At 38.3% G+C, this 16,224-nt stretch carries 16 protein-coding genes; 6 read left to right on the forward strand and 10 right to left on the reverse strand.

The genetic code is table 11. From position 1 onward, the window contains the following. Window positions 1–93: 93 nt before the first annotated feature. The 9 genes from CXF85_RS07725 to lrp all read right to left on the reverse strand — a co-directional run bounded on the left by CXF85_RS07725 (window position 94) and on the right by lrp (window position 9,701). Window positions 94–636, reverse strand: coding sequence for a tetratricopeptide repeat protein (locus tag CXF85_RS07725; RefSeq protein ID WP_101227956.1), 543 nt, complete (start codon window positions 634–636; stop codon window positions 94–96). A 102-nt stretch (window positions 637–738) separates the two neighbouring features. Further along, window positions 739–1,101 carry a hypothetical protein gene (locus tag CXF85_RS07730; RefSeq protein ID WP_101227957.1) on the reverse strand — a complete coding sequence of 121 codons (363 nt, stop codon included), beginning with the start codon at window positions 1,099–1,101 and terminating at the stop codon, window positions 739–741. A gap of 105 nt (window positions 1,102–1,206) precedes the next feature. Further along, a complete protein-coding gene (locus tag CXF85_RS07735) occupies window positions 1,207–1,812 on the reverse strand; it encodes a hypothetical protein (RefSeq protein ID WP_101227958.1) in 606 nt (201 codons plus the stop codon). A 381-nt stretch (window positions 1,813–2,193) separates the two neighbouring features. Then, window positions 2,194–3,474 (reverse strand): serine--tRNA ligase, encoded by a 1,281-nt coding sequence (serS, locus tag CXF85_RS07740; RefSeq protein WP_101227959.1) that lies wholly within the window; start codon window positions 3,472–3,474, stop codon window positions 2,194–2,196. A gap of 78 nt (window positions 3,475–3,552) precedes the next feature. Next, window positions 3,553–3,954, reverse strand: coding sequence for a fluoride efflux transporter CrcB (gene crcB, locus CXF85_RS07745; RefSeq protein ID WP_101227960.1), 402 nt, complete (start codon window positions 3,952–3,954; stop codon window positions 3,553–3,555). Beyond that, window positions 3,938–5,368, reverse strand: coding sequence for a replication-associated recombination protein A (locus CXF85_RS07750; protein ID WP_101228000.1), 1,431 nt, complete (start codon window positions 5,366–5,368; stop codon window positions 3,938–3,940). Before CXF85_RS07750 ends, crcB begins: the two co-directional genes overlap by 17 nt. A gap of 100 nt (window positions 5,369–5,468) precedes the next feature. After that, window positions 5,469–6,185 carry an outer membrane lipoprotein chaperone LolA gene (lolA, locus tag CXF85_RS07755; RefSeq protein WP_101227961.1) on the reverse strand — a complete coding sequence of 239 codons (717 nt, stop codon included), beginning with the start codon at window positions 6,183–6,185 and terminating at the stop codon, window positions 5,469–5,471. A gap of 115 nt (window positions 6,186–6,300) precedes the next feature. After that, window positions 6,301–8,934, reverse strand: coding sequence for a DNA translocase FtsK (locus CXF85_RS07760; protein ID WP_269801164.1), 2,634 nt, complete (start codon window positions 8,932–8,934; stop codon window positions 6,301–6,303). Window positions 8,935–9,224: 290 nt separating this feature from the next. Then, a complete protein-coding gene (gene lrp, locus CXF85_RS07765) occupies window positions 9,225–9,701 on the reverse strand; it encodes a leucine-responsive transcriptional regulator Lrp (RefSeq protein WP_101227962.1) in 477 nt (158 codons plus the stop codon). Window positions 9,702–9,875: 174 nt separating this feature from the next. Between lrp and ald the strand changes: the two genes are divergently transcribed. The 6 genes from ald to infA all read left to right on the forward strand — a co-directional run bounded on the left by ald (window position 9,876) and on the right by infA (window position 15,051). After that, the gene (gene ald / locus CXF85_RS07770) at window positions 9,876–10,994 is read left to right on the forward strand and encodes an alanine dehydrogenase (protein WP_101227963.1); all 1,119 of its coding nucleotides are present in this window, start codon (window positions 9,876–9,878) and stop codon (window positions 10,992–10,994) included. Between the two features lie 226 nt (window positions 10,995–11,220). After that, window positions 11,221–12,171 carry a thioredoxin-disulfide reductase gene (trxB, locus tag CXF85_RS07775; protein ID WP_101227964.1) on the forward strand — a complete coding sequence of 317 codons (951 nt, stop codon included), beginning with the start codon at window positions 11,221–11,223 and terminating at the stop codon, window positions 12,169–12,171. A 116-nt stretch (window positions 12,172–12,287) separates the two neighbouring features. Further along, window positions 12,288–13,013: a leucyl/phenylalanyl-tRNA--protein transferase gene (aat, locus tag CXF85_RS07780; RefSeq protein ID WP_101227965.1), complete on the forward strand. Its 726-nt coding sequence runs from the start codon at window positions 12,288–12,290 to the stop codon at window positions 13,011–13,013. Window positions 13,014–13,122: 109 nt separating this feature from the next. Further along, the gene (locus CXF85_RS07785) at window positions 13,123–13,950 is read left to right on the forward strand and encodes a hypothetical protein (RefSeq protein ID WP_101227966.1); all 828 of its coding nucleotides are present in this window, start codon (window positions 13,123–13,125) and stop codon (window positions 13,948–13,950) included. Next, complete coding sequence (locus CXF85_RS07790) at window positions 13,943–14,704, forward strand: arginyltransferase (RefSeq protein ID WP_101227967.1); 762 nt, start codon at window positions 13,943–13,945, stop codon at window positions 14,702–14,704. The genes CXF85_RS07785 and CXF85_RS07790 overlap by 8 nt, the downstream gene beginning before the upstream one ends. A 128-nt stretch (window positions 14,705–14,832) precedes the next feature. Then, entirely contained in the window at window positions 14,833–15,051 is a 219-nt protein-coding gene (gene infA / locus CXF85_RS07795) for a translation initiation factor IF-1 (RefSeq protein WP_011043571.1), read from the forward strand. 301 nt (window positions 15,052–15,352) lie between these two features. Here the strand turns inward: infA and CXF85_RS07800 are convergent, their stop codons facing one another. Continuing rightward, window positions 15,353–15,913, reverse strand: coding sequence for a DUF3087 family protein (locus CXF85_RS07800; protein WP_101227968.1), 561 nt, complete (start codon window positions 15,911–15,913; stop codon window positions 15,353–15,355). Window positions 15,914–16,224: the final 311 nt, after the last annotated feature.

The raw sequence follows: 16,224 nt of genomic DNA on the forward strand, positions 1-16,224 counted from the left end.
TAATAACAGGCAAAAAATAGTTTGCTAAAATGTTGAGGAACGAAAACAGCAAACTGTTTTTTGTCCTTGTTTATTAGCTTGTTAGGAGTACATTTACCCATACTTTTGAATCAGCTCTTTAGTATATTTAGATGCATCCTGTAATTGCTTTGTTGATAAATTTAGACCTGAAACAATCCTCTTTGCAGTTACTTGATCTTCGAGTTTTCTATGGATTGTGACTTGTAACCAAGCATACCCCTTAACTAAGTCTACATTCTCAGTGCCACCCATTTTGTAATACAGAACACCTAAATCAAATGGTGCCCTCTCATGTTTTTGTTGTGCTGCAAGAGTTAATAATTGAATAGCTTTTTTAACATCAGGTTCGCCAAAACTACTAGATAAAATAAGAATTGCAAGGTTGTAAGCAGAACGCCCATTTCCTTGTTCAATTGATTTTGAGTACCAATACTTAGCTTTGGATAAATCTTTAGGATTGCCGTCGCCTCGCTCGTAGCTATACCCCAAAAGGTATTGAGCATAATTATCACCACCCTCAGCCACTTTTTCTAGATTTTCCATTTTCTCATTTGAAGTAGACTGGCAACCAGAGAGGGTGAGTAGCAATGCTATGATGATTACTCTGAAATCCATTTGTACTCCTAACGCCGTTTTAAGCGGCAAATTGCAGTTGGCTAAAATAAGTGAGGCACGAACAAAAAGCCAACTGTAATTTGTCCGTCTTGAAAACCCTTGTTATGTTTTACATTTCACGATTTCTTTTGCTTCGGAAATCTCTAGCAGAGTTTGTTTAAAAAGCTCTAATGAAGGCTTTAACAATTCACAATGAGATATTTCAGTGTGCTCGATTGGATATTCGTTATTTTCTACCAATGTACCACAGTCAAAAGCATTAGTGCCCTGAGCATCGGCTATGCAGCTAGCAACAGCTCGCCAATGTTTAGAGCTTTTTGTGGATTTTTTACACTCGTTATACGGCTTATTTACTAAAGTATAAATCTCACTGCGCAACTCAGCATACTCTTTAGTTGGTTGGCACGAGTCATTAGCAACAGCAAAAAACGGTAATGAAGCTATTAACAATATTCGAATTACCACTTAAACCTCCGTAAAACATAACGCCCAAATAACAGGCTAAAAATTGTGGGCTAAAATGGAGCGAAGCGAACAGCCCGCTGTTTTTAGTCCTTGTTGATTTGCTTGTTATGTACCGATTTCACACAACACTTTGATTACATTAACATGTTCTTCGCCAACAAGACCAACATCTTGATGAAACCTAAACCCTGAACGTTTTACTTTAGCAACATCAAGTGCCAACTTTGCTTGTGTAGAGTCATTATTTATTAGCGCGAATGACGCGTGCCATTTGAATTTGTCTAACGAAAACATTAGTCGGCTTTGATATTTGTTAAGTACAACAAGTACATTTTGATACTCATCCTCTATTGCTTGAGTAGCAACAATATACGGATAGTCAACATAAGTTGTTGTCTGGTGATTTGGAAATTCATCTTCACGTTTGAGTACTGCACGATAGGCTTGCATTGAATTATCAACTTCACTGAGAGTCATAAACGCCTCACCCTGCACAGAATAAGCAAGAACATCTTCATATTTATCAGTTCGCGTTTCAAAGTATTCTTTAATTAAGCGTAAAGAGATTAAAGGGAATGAATCTGTTAAATATGAGGATTGAATAACAATATATTGATCTCGTTGAGAACGAGCACGTTTTAACTTTGCGTAGAACAGGGTTTCGATTTCATCATTCCATTCATTATTTCTATACCAGTCGTCAGATGACATAGCTTTCCTTAGGTACATAACAGTTTAATATGAGGCAATATCCCTTGTTTCTACAAGATGGGATTAATCGTCCATAATTTTATAATATCAAGAGATTACGCGATTGTTATCGATAGATCAATGAGTTAAAAAATTAGCTTTACGTGGTCGATGTGTGAAAGGAGGAAATTTGCACGCTTTCTTGTAGAAAGAAGGAATTACTGAGGTGCTGTATAAAAACACAGTAAAATTAAAGGTTAGTCTAAGACTTTTTGGCTATTAAAAACTCTCTTTTTAAAACGGGTTAAACTATCTAATTCCTCTAGATCAAAAAACGCGACGTAGTTGCCTACCTCGCGTTTTACCTGAATACTCACTGAACTACAGTTAACTAAAGGTTAATTAACCTATGTTAGTTAAACCGCCCATGTAAGGCTGTAATACTGTAGGAACATTGATACTTCCATCTGCTTGCTGATAGTTCTCTAAAATAGCAACTAAGGTACGCCCTACCGCTAAACCCGATCCGTTCAGTGTATGCACTAATTCCAATTTGTTCGTTTCACTATTTCTATAGCGTGCTTGCATACGGCGAGCTTGGAACGCGCCCATACTTGAACATGATGAAATTTCACGGTATGTATCTTGTGCAGGTAACCATACTTCTAGATCGAAAGTTTTAGCTGCACTAAAACCAACATCACCACTACATAATTGTACTGTACGATAAGGTAATTCTAGTTTTTCAAGAATAACTTCCGCATGACGTGTTAGTTCATCAAGGGCCGTCATTGAGTTTTCAGGCTTAACTATTTGAACCATTTCAACTTTATCAAATTGATGTTGGCGAATTAGCCCTCGAATATCACGACCACCAGAGCCAGCTTCACTTCTGAAACAAGGCGTATGTGCAGTCATCTTCATCGGTAAATCTTTTTCATCTACAATTTCATCACGAACTAAGTTAGTTAGTGGCACTTCTGATGTAGGAATTAATGATAGTTTTTTATTTGATAAATCAGTATGAAATAAATCTTCACCAAACTTAGGTAGTTGACCCGTACCGTATAAAGAATCGGCATTAACTAAGTACGGTACGTACATTTCTAGGTAACCATGTTCTTCTGTATGGGTATCAAGCATGAATTGCGCAATAGCTCGATGTAACCGAGCAATTTTGCCACGCATTACGGCAAAACGAGTACCAGCAAGTTTAGCACCACTTTCAAAATCTAAACCTTTATCAACGGCAAAGCCTAAATCGACGTGGTCTTTTACTTCAAAGTCGAATTCACGTGGTGTGCCCCAACGTTTTAGTTCAACGTTGTCATCTTCATCTTTACCAGCGGGTACCGAGTCATCAAGAAGATTAGGTATAGCACTAGCAATAGCATCAATTTTAGCTAACACTTCATCTTGTTCTGTTTTAGCCGCATCAAGGTCATTACCTAGCTGACTTACATGAGCAAGTAATGGTGCAATATCTTCACCGCGCGCTTTCGCTTGGCCGATAGACTTTGAACGCGTATTACGTTCATTTTGCAGTTCTTGAGTTTTCACTTGAACAGCTTTACGCTGCTCTTCTAACGAACTTAACGTCACGGTATCTAATTCGAAACCACGTTTGGCAAGTTGTTGAGCGATATTATCTAAATCTGTTCTAAGCAGTTTTGCATCAAGCATAATTATTCACATTCTTGTTAATGAAGTTATTAAAAATTGTTTTATGTTTATTCTATACCCGCGATTAGTAATCAGCGGTTATTTTGTTAAAGCAGTTACCATATACATTCCCAGTGCTGCTGCACCAATACACAGTGAAACATTCAGTAAGATATTTATTGCCGCTTTTAACACGTCCCCTTGTTGTAATAGTAACAAGGAGTCTAAAGAAAATGTAGAAAAGGTGGTAAATGCACCTAAAAACCCTATTCCTATTAAGGTTCTATGCACACTAATATTGAGAATTTCATGCTCAATTAGTTGATATAACAAACCCATAGTCAATGAGCCGATGATATTAACCATCAATGTGGCAAAAGGGAAACCTTTTCCGAGCCAATTTAATACTAATTGAGAGATATAAAAGCGTAAACTTGCTCCGCAAGCACCACCAATGGCAACAAATGCGTATAAAGTGAAATTACTAATAGCGTTGGTCATGGCTATTCCTATCAAGCTGGTTTAAATAATCGAGCTTTTCTTTGAGCTTTTTCTCTAAGCCACGTTCCGTTGGCTGGTACAAACGAGTATGTGAGCTATCGCCTTTAGCTAATGCTTCAGGAAAGTAATTTTCACCTGCGGCGAAGGCATTAGCCTCATCATGGGCATAGCGGTATTCTGTGCCGTGGCCAAGTTCTTTAGTGATACTGCTGGTAGCATTTTTTAAATGCAAAGGTACATCTAAGTCACAGGTTTGTTGCGCTAATATTTTTGCTTTATTAAAGGCTTGATAAACCGCATTACTTTTAGGCGCTAAGGCCATATATACCGTAGCTTGTGCAATAGCACGTTCACCTTCACTTGGGCCAACACGATGAAATGTGTCCCAGGCGTTGATAGCAAGTTGCATGGCACGGGGGTCAGCATTACCTATATCTTCACTGGCAATAGCAAGTAAACGTCTGCCAACATACAGAGCATCACCACCGGCGGTAAGAATTCTTGCATACCAATAAAGAGCCGCATCTGGGCTAGAGCCACGTACTGATTTATGAAAAGCACTAATCAAATCATAAAAAGCGTCACCGCCTTTATCATAAAGGGCTATTTTACTGCCCGCAACTTGGGCGATTAACTCAACAGTAATGGTTTTTACATTACCGTTAGTCTTATTAGCACCCTGTCCGCCTTGCTGACTTTCTGAGTTAGTTTCTTGTGCAGTAGATATTGTAGGTACACTATCAAGGCAATTTTCTAATAAATTAAGTAATCGTCTGGCATCGCCATCACTACGATTAAGTAAACTTTGTGTGGCATCAACACTTAACTCAATACTCAGTTGCTGTTCAGCTTCACATAATGAGAGTGCGCGTTGTAATACTTGTGCTAAGTCATCACGAGTTAATTTTTTCAAGGTATATAAACGGGCGCGCGATAATAACGCTTGGTTTAATTCAAACGCAGGGTTTTCTGTAGTCGCACCAATAAAGATGATGGTGCCGTCTTCAATATGCGGTAAAAATGCATCTTGCTGTGATTTATTAAAACGATGTACTTCGTCAACAAACAGGACAGTTCTGCGTTTATTAGCGCCCTCACCTTGTGCACGCAATTTTGCTTTCTCAATAGCACTACGTATCTCTTTAATACCCGAGGTAACTGCAGATACACGTTCTATTTCGGCATTAGCATGTTGCGCAATAATTTCAGCCAGTGTGGTTTTACCACTACCTGGTGGTCCCCAAAAAATAAGGGAGTGACAATGACCTTGTTCAATTGATTGTGCTAAGGGTGAATCTCCCCCTAATATATGCTGTTGGCCTACATAGTCTGCTAAGGTTTTTGGACGCATTTTTGCAGCAAGTGGCATAAAGCTACTTGCTGGTGCGTTATCCTGCGTTGAAGCATTGCCCATTGAAGAATCACTAGAGCCTGATAAAGCATTATTTTCTGGGGTTAGATCAAACAGTGAATTTTGCTGACCGTCACTACTATTGCCTTGTCTATTGCCTGAGTTATCGTTTGTCTTCAAGTCTTACACCTTCAGGTAAGCTAAATGTAAATAATGATGCCTCAGGCTTAACAGTACTATTAAACTGACTTAAGCTGATTTGGCTAATTTGCCCTGTTGCATCCTCAAACGAAAACTCACTTAACTGAGTATCCTTCGTTTTTGTTTCACTAAAAGTTAGGGTGAGCTTTTTAATTTGGCTGCTTTCATCTTTTGGCATGACGACAAAACGAGAGCCTTGTTCGATAACATTGTACTGTTGCCAAAGTTGAGGTTCATCACTGGTTAGTAACAAAATGGGCGTGTTATGAATGGATTTAGCTAAGCTAAAAGCACTGGCTTGTTCAATAAACGGGTCATAAAACCACAAGGTATTACCATCGCTAACAATCGAAGTTTCATCCGGAGTAATGGTTTTCCAATTGACAAGGTTAGGCTTGCTTATAGCAAGTGTTCCCGATCCTTGTTGTAATAATTCACCTTGTCCACTAACAATTTTTTGGCTGAAATCGGCACTAAAATAAGCCAGTTTACTTAACTTGGCCATTAAGTGCTCTTTAGCTGCATTTGTCGGTGACGCTAATGCAGTCTCGTCGACCTTAGCGCTAATTGGTGCTTGAACCGCATAAGCCATCGGTTGATAAAAACTCAGAACTGGCAGTAATAGGCTCGTTAACGCGAATGTTCGAAAAAATGGTTTCTGTTTAAAATTAATTTGCATAGCTTTACTTCTAATAAGATGAACTGTATCTGCGTTTAGCTGACACAGGGAAAATAATAAGCGATAACCTGATCTTGAATTTAATCAATCGCTGTGAATAAGTTAACAATATAAATTAAAAGTCGCGCACTGGTGGCGGCGCTAAGACTTCACGCGCACCGTTATTGCCCGGTGTAGATACGACACCTTGCAATTCCATTTGTTCAACTATTCGTGCTGAGCGGTTATAACCTATTCTAAATTGTCTTTGAACACTCGAAATTGATACGCGGCGTTTTTCAGTGACAAAATTAACGGCTTCGTCGTAAAGTGCGTCAACCTCTTCAGCCTCACTACCTTCAGCTTGTTCACCAGGTAGTAAAATATCTTGGTCGTGTTCACCTGATAAAATTTCTTCAACATAGTTAGGCTCGCCACGGGATTTCCAGTCTTTTACGACCGCATGAACCTCATGATCATCAACAAATGCACCATGCACACGCGTTGGTACACCGGTACCCGGTGGTAAATAAAGCATATCACCCATACCGAGTAACTGCTCTGCCCCTTGTTGATCTAATATGGTACGAGAGTTTAATCCTGACGATACCTGAAACGCCATACGCGTAGGTATGTTCGCTTTAATCAAACCAGTAATAACATCTACGGAAGGACGCTGTGTCGCAAGAATTAAGTGAATTCCTGCAGCACGCGCCTTTTGCGCAATACGGGCAATAAGTTCTTCAACTTTTTTACCAACAATCATCATCATATCGGCAAATTCATCGACGATTACAACAATGCTTGGTAATTTCTCTAACATCGGTGGCGTTTGGTCCATACCATCATTAGGTTGCCATGTTGGGTCAATTAATGGCTCACCGGCAGCAATAGCTTCAAGTACTTTCTTGTTGTAACCTTTTAAATTACGTACACCTACCGCTGACATTACTTTGTAGCGACGCTCCATTTCACCAACACACCAGCGCAGTGCATTAGCCGCATCTTTCATATCCGTAACTACTTCAGCCAATAAATGTGGAATACCTTCATAAACCGAAAGTTCAAGCATTTTCGGGTCAATCATAATCATACGCACATCTTCAGGCGTTGATTTATATAACAAACTGACAATCATGGTGTTTACACCAACCGATTTACCAGAGCCGGTAGTACCCGCAACCAGTAGATGTGGCATTTTACCCAAATCGACCACTACTGGATCACCGGCGATATCTGTACCTAAAACCATAGCAAGTGGTGAAGGAGACTCTGCAAAAGCGGCACAGCCAATAACTTCACTTAAGTAGACAATTTCACGGTGTTTATTAGGTAGCTCTAAACCAATAACTGATTTTCCCGGGATAACTTCAACTACTCGCACACTAATAGCAGATAAAGCTCGGGCTAAATCTTTCGACAAACTGGTTATTTTGTTTACCTTAATACCGGGGGCTAAATCTAATTCAAAGCGTGTAATGACAGGTCCAGGGTAAACAGCAACGACTTGTGCTTGTACACCAAAGTCGAGTAATTTTGCTTCAACTAAACGGCTAACCATGTCTAATTCATCTTGGTTAATCGGGTTTTTTGCTTTATCTGGACGATCGAGCAAATCGATAGACGGCATTTCTTGAGAAGGTTTTTCTTCCACAGGCACAAGATTAACCTGGCCATTTTTATTAGAAATACTTTGCTCAATAGGTGCTAATTGCGCCGGAGTGGGGAATTGGAAATCATCGGCAACGTCAGGTTTATCGACTTCTGCGAAAGCAGCGGTGATTTCTTTTGTACTAACATGCTCTTGAACATTACCTGCAGGCAATTGATTCATTAAGTCAGAAATATCAATAAAGGGTTCACTTTTATGCGCAGCCTTGTTTGACTGTGGAACTTGTTCTTCTTCAGCACTGAAAGATTCAGGTAAGTCAATAATAGCTGTTTGGGCAAATATTCCTGAAGGTAAGTTGTCGGAATTAACTGGCTCTGCGGTTATTTGATCAAGCGGTAAGTGTGTTGATTTTAACTTTTCTTCTTTAACGTTAGTTTTGTTTTTAACCAAACGACTTTTAACATCACCAATATGTTCTTCAACATCAACTTTTTCATCACTGGTAGCAAGATGCGTTTGAATTAGTTTAGGTAAGCTGATGAGTTTAAGTACACCCGCAATGGCATACCGACCTACAGCGTCGATGAATTGAAGCCAAGAAAAGCCGGTTAATAATACAAAACCTGCACAGGTGAAAAGGAGAAACAATAAAGTAGAGCCGACAAATGAAAAGTAAGGCAGTAAGGTTTTGCTGAGTACATCGCCTAAAATCCCACCGGCAGAGAAGTAAAAAATATCATCAAAATTCATACTGGCTAAAGAAGTTACGCCAAGATAGAACATGAAAAAACCAATTAATTTTAGCCCTAGCGTTAAATAGTCTAGTTTCATCAATTCATGAAAGCGTTGGAACAACAACCAACCGACGATAGCGATAACAAAAGGCAAGCTATAGGCGATAAGCCCAAAAAGGTTTAAAAACAGATCAGAAAGGTAAGCACCAACCGCGCCACCTAAGTTCCGCACTTGTGATTGATAACCTGTTTGTGCCCAGCCAGGATCAGCCGGGTCAAAGCTAAATAACGCCAACATCATAAACATGGCAAAGACTGTGAAAAACAATAACCCAGCTTCAAGTAAGCGTTGTACGCCCGTGAGTTGTTTATTGGTCAATGTATCAAGTGAAACATCGGAATTTTCTATGAGATCAGAAGACAATTATAAGTACCATTGGAAATGAATACGTAAAAATTACGTATAGCAGAGCTAAAGTATCAAATTAGCGCTTGGTTGGCAGCAACAAATTGTCATTAGTGCATGTTTTTTTATACAGCTATGTCAATTGATAAGGTAAAAAGTACTTTTACCTCGATAGAACCACGAATTTAGCAAGATGGTTAAGTTAAAAATCATTGGCGCTATATATAGTAAAGCCGCTTTAATTCTCACGTAAGCAATTGCTAGCATTGTTCTAATCAATTGCTTACTCCAATATGAATTTTTTATAGTTAACGTTTGATAGCAAGTAGGTTGGTCGATTTAATCTCATCCATTACAACATAAGTTCTACTTTCACTTACCGCTGGTAGCCTTAGTAATGTGTCTCCAAGTAACTCTCTATAGGCAAGCATATCCTTAACGCGAGTTTTAAGTAAAAAATCAAAATCACCTGACACTAGGTGACATTCTTGAATAACATCAAGTTCATCAACGGCTGCAGAAAAGTCATCAAAAACGTCTGGACTGGTTTTGGTCAAGGTGATTTCTACAAAAACTAATAGCGCAGCTTCAAGTTTATGTGGGTTCAAAATAGCTTTGTAACCGGTAATATACTGCTCTTTTTCTAAACGTTTAACCCTTTCTAAACAGGGCGTTGGACTTAAACCTACCCGTTTAGATAACTCAACGTTAGATAAACGGCCATTTTTTTGAAGTTCAACAAGAATGTTTTTATCAATTCGATCAATCGTTTTGTTAATACTCATTTATATAACTCTGTATTTCTCTTGGTTTTTAGCATTATATATCGCTTCCTGACAAATAACGACAGGTTACTCTAGAAGATTACTCATATACTAGCTGCATCTAAAAGAAAGCACTTCAATTTTTCACTATGAAGCTGCACTAAATATAATAAGTTAAACATAAGAGAGATAAATATGATTATTGGTGTACCTAAAGAAATTAAAAACCACGAGTACCGTATCGGCTTAACACCTGCAGGTGTTAAAGAGTTAACAGTAAATGGTCACGAAGTGATTGTTGAAAATAATGGCGGTGCTTCAATTGGATTTGATAATGAGCAATATATCGCTGCGGGTGCAAAAATAATTGATAGTGCTGCAGAAATCTTTGCCACTGCTGAAATGATCATCAAAGTAAAAGAGCCACAGACTGTTGAATGTAACATGCTTCGTCCTGGCCAAATCTTATTTACTTACTTACATTTAGCACCAGATCCTAAGCAAACTGAATTATTAGTTGCTTCAGGCGCAATCTGTATCGCTTATGAAACAGTTACTGCTGCTGCTGGTGGTTTACCACTATTAGCACCTATGTCAGAAGTTGCCGGTCGTATGTCTATTCAAGCGGGTGCTCATGCTTTAGAAAAAGCACAAGGCGGTTTAGGTGCTTTATTAGGCGGCGTTCCAGGCGTTGCTCCAGCTAAAGTTTTAGTTATTGGTGGTGGTGTTGTTGGTACTCAAGCTGCACGTATGGCTGTAGGCATGGGCGCTGACGTTACTATTTTAGACCGTTCTTTACCGCGTTTACGTCAATTAGATACTGAATTTGATGGCCGTTTAAAAACTGTTTACTCAACTGCTGATGCGATGGATACATTAATTGTTGAAGCTGATTTAGTTATCGGTGCTGTATTAATTCCAGGTGCTGCTGCACCTAAATTAGTAACAAGAGAACACATCAAAATGATGAAGCAAGGCGCTGTTGTTGTTGATGTTGCTATCGACCAAGGTGGTTGTTTTGAAACATCAAAAGCAACGACTCATCAAGAGCCAACTTATGTAGTTGACGGCGTTGTACATTACTGTGTAGCTAACATGCCTGGTGGCGTAGCACGTACTTCAACTATGGCGTTAACAAATGCAACAATGCCATTTGCTGTTACTATTGCAAACAAAGGTGCTAAGCAAGCATTACTTGACGATGAGCATTTAATGGCTGGTTTAAACGTAGCTGCTGGTAAAATTACTTACAAGCCAGTTGCTGATGATCTTGGTTATGAGTATGTTGATCCACGTGTTGCTTTAAACGCGTAAATATCACTCGTTCGGCCATAAGATAAAAATAAATTTTTATCTTAAATAGCGCACTTATGCTTACAGTTAAGCAAAAGTGCGTTTTTTTTATTTACCGTTTTGTTTATCTTATAACGAACTAACCATTTACCCCCTTGCATTATTTCCTTATCATCCCTATTAATGAATGTAATGTAGTTAAAATAAAGTAACTATTTCAACGTAATCAATTTTTCTTGGAGAATCCATGAGCGACGTAAGACACTGTCCCCTTCTAATTTTAGGCTCAGGCCCTGCTGGTTATACTGCTGCTGTTTATGCTGCCCGCGCAAACTTAAAGCCAGTAATGATCACTGGTATGCAACAAGGTGGTCAATTAACCACAACAACTGATGTAGAAAACTGGCCAGGCGATGCTGATGACTTAACGGGTCCTGCATTAATGGATCGTATGCAAAAACATGCTGAGAAATTTGATACTGAAATTATTTTCGATCATATTGATTCTGTAGATTTTTCTTCTAAGCCTTATAGATTAAAAGGCAGCAGTGAATACACCTGTGACGCGTTAATTATTTGTACTGGTGCTTCTGCACAATACCTTGGTTTACCTTCTGAAGAAGCCTTTATGGGACGTGGTGTTTCAGCTTGTGCTACTTGTGACGGATTTTTCTACAAAAACCAAAAGGTTGCTGTTGTTGGTGGTGGTAATACTGCTGTTGAAGAAGCACTTTATTTATCAAACATTGCCAGTGAAGTTCATTTAATTCACCGTCGTGATACGTTCCGTAGTGAAAAAATCTTAACGGACCGTTTATATGAGAAAGTAGCTAACGGTAATATCGTTTTACACACTGACCGTACTCTAGATGAAGTATTAGGTGATAAAATGGGTGTTACTGGCCTGCGTTTAAAAGAAATGAATTCAGATGCGACTGAAGAGCTTGAAGTATCGGGTGTATTTATCGCGATTGGTCATAAACCAAATACTGATATTTTTAAAGACCAACTGGATATGAAAGATGGTTATTTAACGATTCAAAGTGGCACGCAAGGCAACGCAACACAAACCAGTGTTGAAGGTGTTTTTGCTGCAGGAGATGTTGCTGACCATATTTATCGTCAAGCAATCACGTCTGCTGGTGCTGGTTGTATGGCCGCGTTGGATTCTGAACGCTACCTTGATGCGCTAAAGTAAAAGTACAATAGCAGAGTCACGAAGACCTTTTAGTACATCAATAAACCACTTAAATTTTATAATTTAAGTGGTTTATTTTATTCTGTTTTATAGAATTATTCTTTTGGTAAGGAAATATGAGTCAAATACTGTATCAACTTGATGAGTCGACCTTAGATTTTCCGCCCATCGACTGTGCACTAACAGAGCCAAACGGTTTACTCGCCCTTGGTGGTGACTTGTCTAGTGCTAGATTACTACGTGCTTATTCCCAAGGTATTTTCCCTTGGTTTAGTGAAGACGACCCGCTTATGTGGTGGTCACCCGATCCAAGAGCCATTATAGATATTGAGCAATTGCGTATAAATCGCACTTTGGCTAAATCGATTCGTAAAGTGCCTTATACCATAACCCTTAATCAAGACTTTATTCAGGTTATACAGCTTTGTGCTGATGCGCCCTTTCGAACCGACGAAACGTGGATACTTGATGATATGCAGGCAGCTTACATTAACTTGCATCAACAAGGTCACGCGCATTCAATTGAAATATGGCATACAGATGAGCATAACCATAAAGAGTTAGTCGGAGGCTTATATGGCGTAGCCATTAATGGCTTTTTTTCCGGCGAGTCAATGTTCTATAAACAAAGTAATGCGTCAAAGTTTGCCCTGATTGCCTTAGGGCAATTACTAAAAAGCAATAATATAAATTTTATTGATTGTCAGTTACTCAATCCTTTTCTGGAAGACATGGGCGCAAAAGAAATTTCTCGAAACGATTTTATTCAACGACAACAACGTGCTATAACTAAAATAATGCCTGATTATTTTTGGCAATCGCGGACGTTAACGCTAACTTAAGCTTTTCAATAGCTCACTTAGCCATAAGGAGATTTCTACTATTAAGCATTGGCTTGTTAAAATTGGATTATTTAGCGTAGTTACTTTCTATACGGTTATCTTTAGCTTAGTGACGTTAGCTCAACCAACAAAGATCAAAAAAAATCCCCCATTGCTTATTGGTATTCACCAAAGTGGACAAGAGAATTTTAATCATTTCCTAAAAAACAGAGATCCTTTAACCATCGATAATTTCACCGGTAAATTTGCTTACCGAGATAACATTGAACAAGTTTTATTATTACAGGCCTTACACCGAGGTGGTTATCAAGCAAACATCAACTTAGTCTCTGTTGATTTTTATAAGCGACGCTTAAGGCTGATAGAAAATGGCGAGGTCCATTTAAGTGGCACGACCTTATGGATGGCTGATTTAAAAACAGCAAATAATATCTTTATTAGTCCTGCATTAATCAAAGAAGGTGAGTTTACTGCGGGGTTGTATGTTCATGCTGACAAAACACCACTATTAAAGTTACAAACGTTACAGCAAATAAAAAAGCTACATGCCGTTTCAAATAATAACTGGCTGGTTGATTGGCAAGTATTAACCAAAATGAATTTGGCTGGCGTTAATCATTCGGGTCAATTTACTTTGATGACAAAGATGTTAATTAAAGGTCGAGCCGACTTTATGTTGGCGCCTTTTTACAACACCCCAGATTTATCTTTCAGGCAAGATGGTGAAAAATTCATCCCTATTCCCAATATTAAAGTCGTTTTACCTGGCAGTCGCCATTTCGCCTTAAGTAATAAGCACCCTGATTTTGAAGAAATTAAACGTGCCTTAATCAAAGGGTTTAATCTATTATCCACTGAAGGGATTATACAAAAAGCTTATACTCAAAGTGGCTTTTTTAACCCTCAAGTAAAAAACTGGAAAATTATCAATGAGTAATACTTCCTATACATTGGGTGTAAGCAAAATATTTCCCTGTAATTATTTACCCGAAAAACAAGAGTGCTTGTTGATTGCTGTTGATGAACGTTTACATAACAGCGAAAGTTATGGCTGGCTGATGACACAAGGCTTTCGACGTAGCGGCGAGCAAAGTTATAGACCCCACTGCCCTGATTGTAATGCTTGTCAGTCCATTCGTGTGCTAACAGATGAATTCGTTCCCTCTAAAAGTCAGAAAAGATCTAAGAAACGAAATAGTCATTTTATTGTTAAACAATCTTCACAGTTAAAAGATAGCTATTACCCATTGTTTGAAAACTATATCAACACCTTGCATCAAGACGGGAGTATGTACCCGGCTTCTTTTACACAGTTTGAAAGCTTCTTGAGCTGTAACCTAACTAAGCAGCTGTTCATTGAAACTTGGGCACCTGTGGAAGAGGAAAACGGCGTCAACGAAGAGGTACTCGTCTGCGTTGCTGTAACTGATGTATTGAGTAATGGCTTATCTGCTGTTTATACCTTTTATCATCCTGACTATAAAAAAAATGGTTTAGGCATATTTTCAATTCTGACCCAACTTAGTTTTTGCCAACAAATGGCTTTACCTTATTTATATTTAGGTTATCAAATCGATGAATGCCAAAAGATGAATTATAAAGACCGTTATTTCCCCTTTGAACGCTTTATTGGTGGTCAATGGATATTAAACAACAAACCCAGCAGTAATAAGTATGAAATTGCTAAATAAATAGCCACAAGCCTTTACATTAGCCAAGCAATTAGGCATTATTCGCGCAGCTTTTTAACTGCCAAGAGATATCACCAATACTGGGGTATTTAATGGTTATTTGCACAACATTAGAGGTTTAGCGCCCCATGGCGAAAGAAGAAAATATTGAAATGCAAGGTACGGTTTTAGATACTTTACCAAACACTATGTTCCGAGTTGAACTTGAGAATGGCCACGTTGTAACTGCACATATTTCTGGGAAAATGCGTAAAAACTACATTCGTATTTTAACTGGCGATAAAGTAACGGTTGAATTAACGCCATACGACTTATCAAAAGGTCGCATTATTTTCCGCGCTAGATAAGCCAGTAATGACTTAGCCTTCCTTTTTTAATTAATTGTAGAAGTCGAAACAACAATACTAAAAACCAGCAACTCTTTTAGAATGCTGGTTTTTTATTGTCTGAAATATGAGTTCAAGAATAACTTCGAGCTTAGTCGTAGTCTTAAATATCAGTGCACAGCTAACCGCTTGTTAGACCAGAGCCCTATTCACATTTGGATCCCCGATTAAAACACCACGGGCATGACGTTCTGAGCCATGAGCATAAGTAATAAACCTAAAGATAAAGCAGAGACAGCGCTATAGCCTGTCTCTTCATTGGTTATTTATAGGTTGCTATCAAACTTTTTTCGAATTGATCGGCACTGATAGTCAGGCCATGCTCAGTGATTGTATCGTTAACTTGTTGAAAATGTTTTTCAATCGTTTCTAAGGTAATCGTATTATCATCAAGCTTATAAATTTGTAGTTGGCTTTGATAGTAGAAAGATAAAATGATCAATGCTGTCTCTTCACCCTGTTTAGCGGCAACTTTAATTTTTTTAAGTTTACGATAAACTAGATTTTGTAGCTGCTTGATCTGCCAAACATAATAAATCTCAGTAAAAAACTTACTGTTTTTAATACCATGTAAAACAGCGCCATTCAATAAAAGTGCTAATACAACACCTAATAAGTTATATCTAAAATTAGTGTCTTGCTCAACTTGTACAGCATCACTAGCAGCTTTTAGTAACTCATTAACCTCACCTGCCGTTGAAAAAAGACTAATAAGTATTGTGCCAAAAAGTAATGACATCACTAATAACGAGCTAATAAAACCTACAATTACTATATTTAAATGTTTTCTATAACGTACTTTATCTATATCAATCAATTGCATGAGGGTATGAAATCCAGGGTTAATCTAAAAATAAAAGCTAAAAATCTAATAATACCAATCTCATTAAATTTTTGATCTGGTTGTGTTTAGGAAAAATAATTCAAGGGTAGACGCTTGATTGACTAATAGCTGGCTATTAGGATTGAGAGCAACGCCGCCTTGGAATATTTTAACCCGCACAAGTGAACAATAAATTAATGGAATTGGTATAAGATAGTGCTAAAGCACTATCTTAACATTTTATCACTTTGACATGTCATAGGAATAGAATACCAAACGGATTAATTTATTGGTCAGCTTAGGGTTGCATT

Source organism: Colwellia sp. 75C3, assembly GCF_002836255.1.
Taxonomy (GTDB): Bacteria; Pseudomonadota; Gammaproteobacteria; order Enterobacterales; family Alteromonadaceae; genus Colwellia.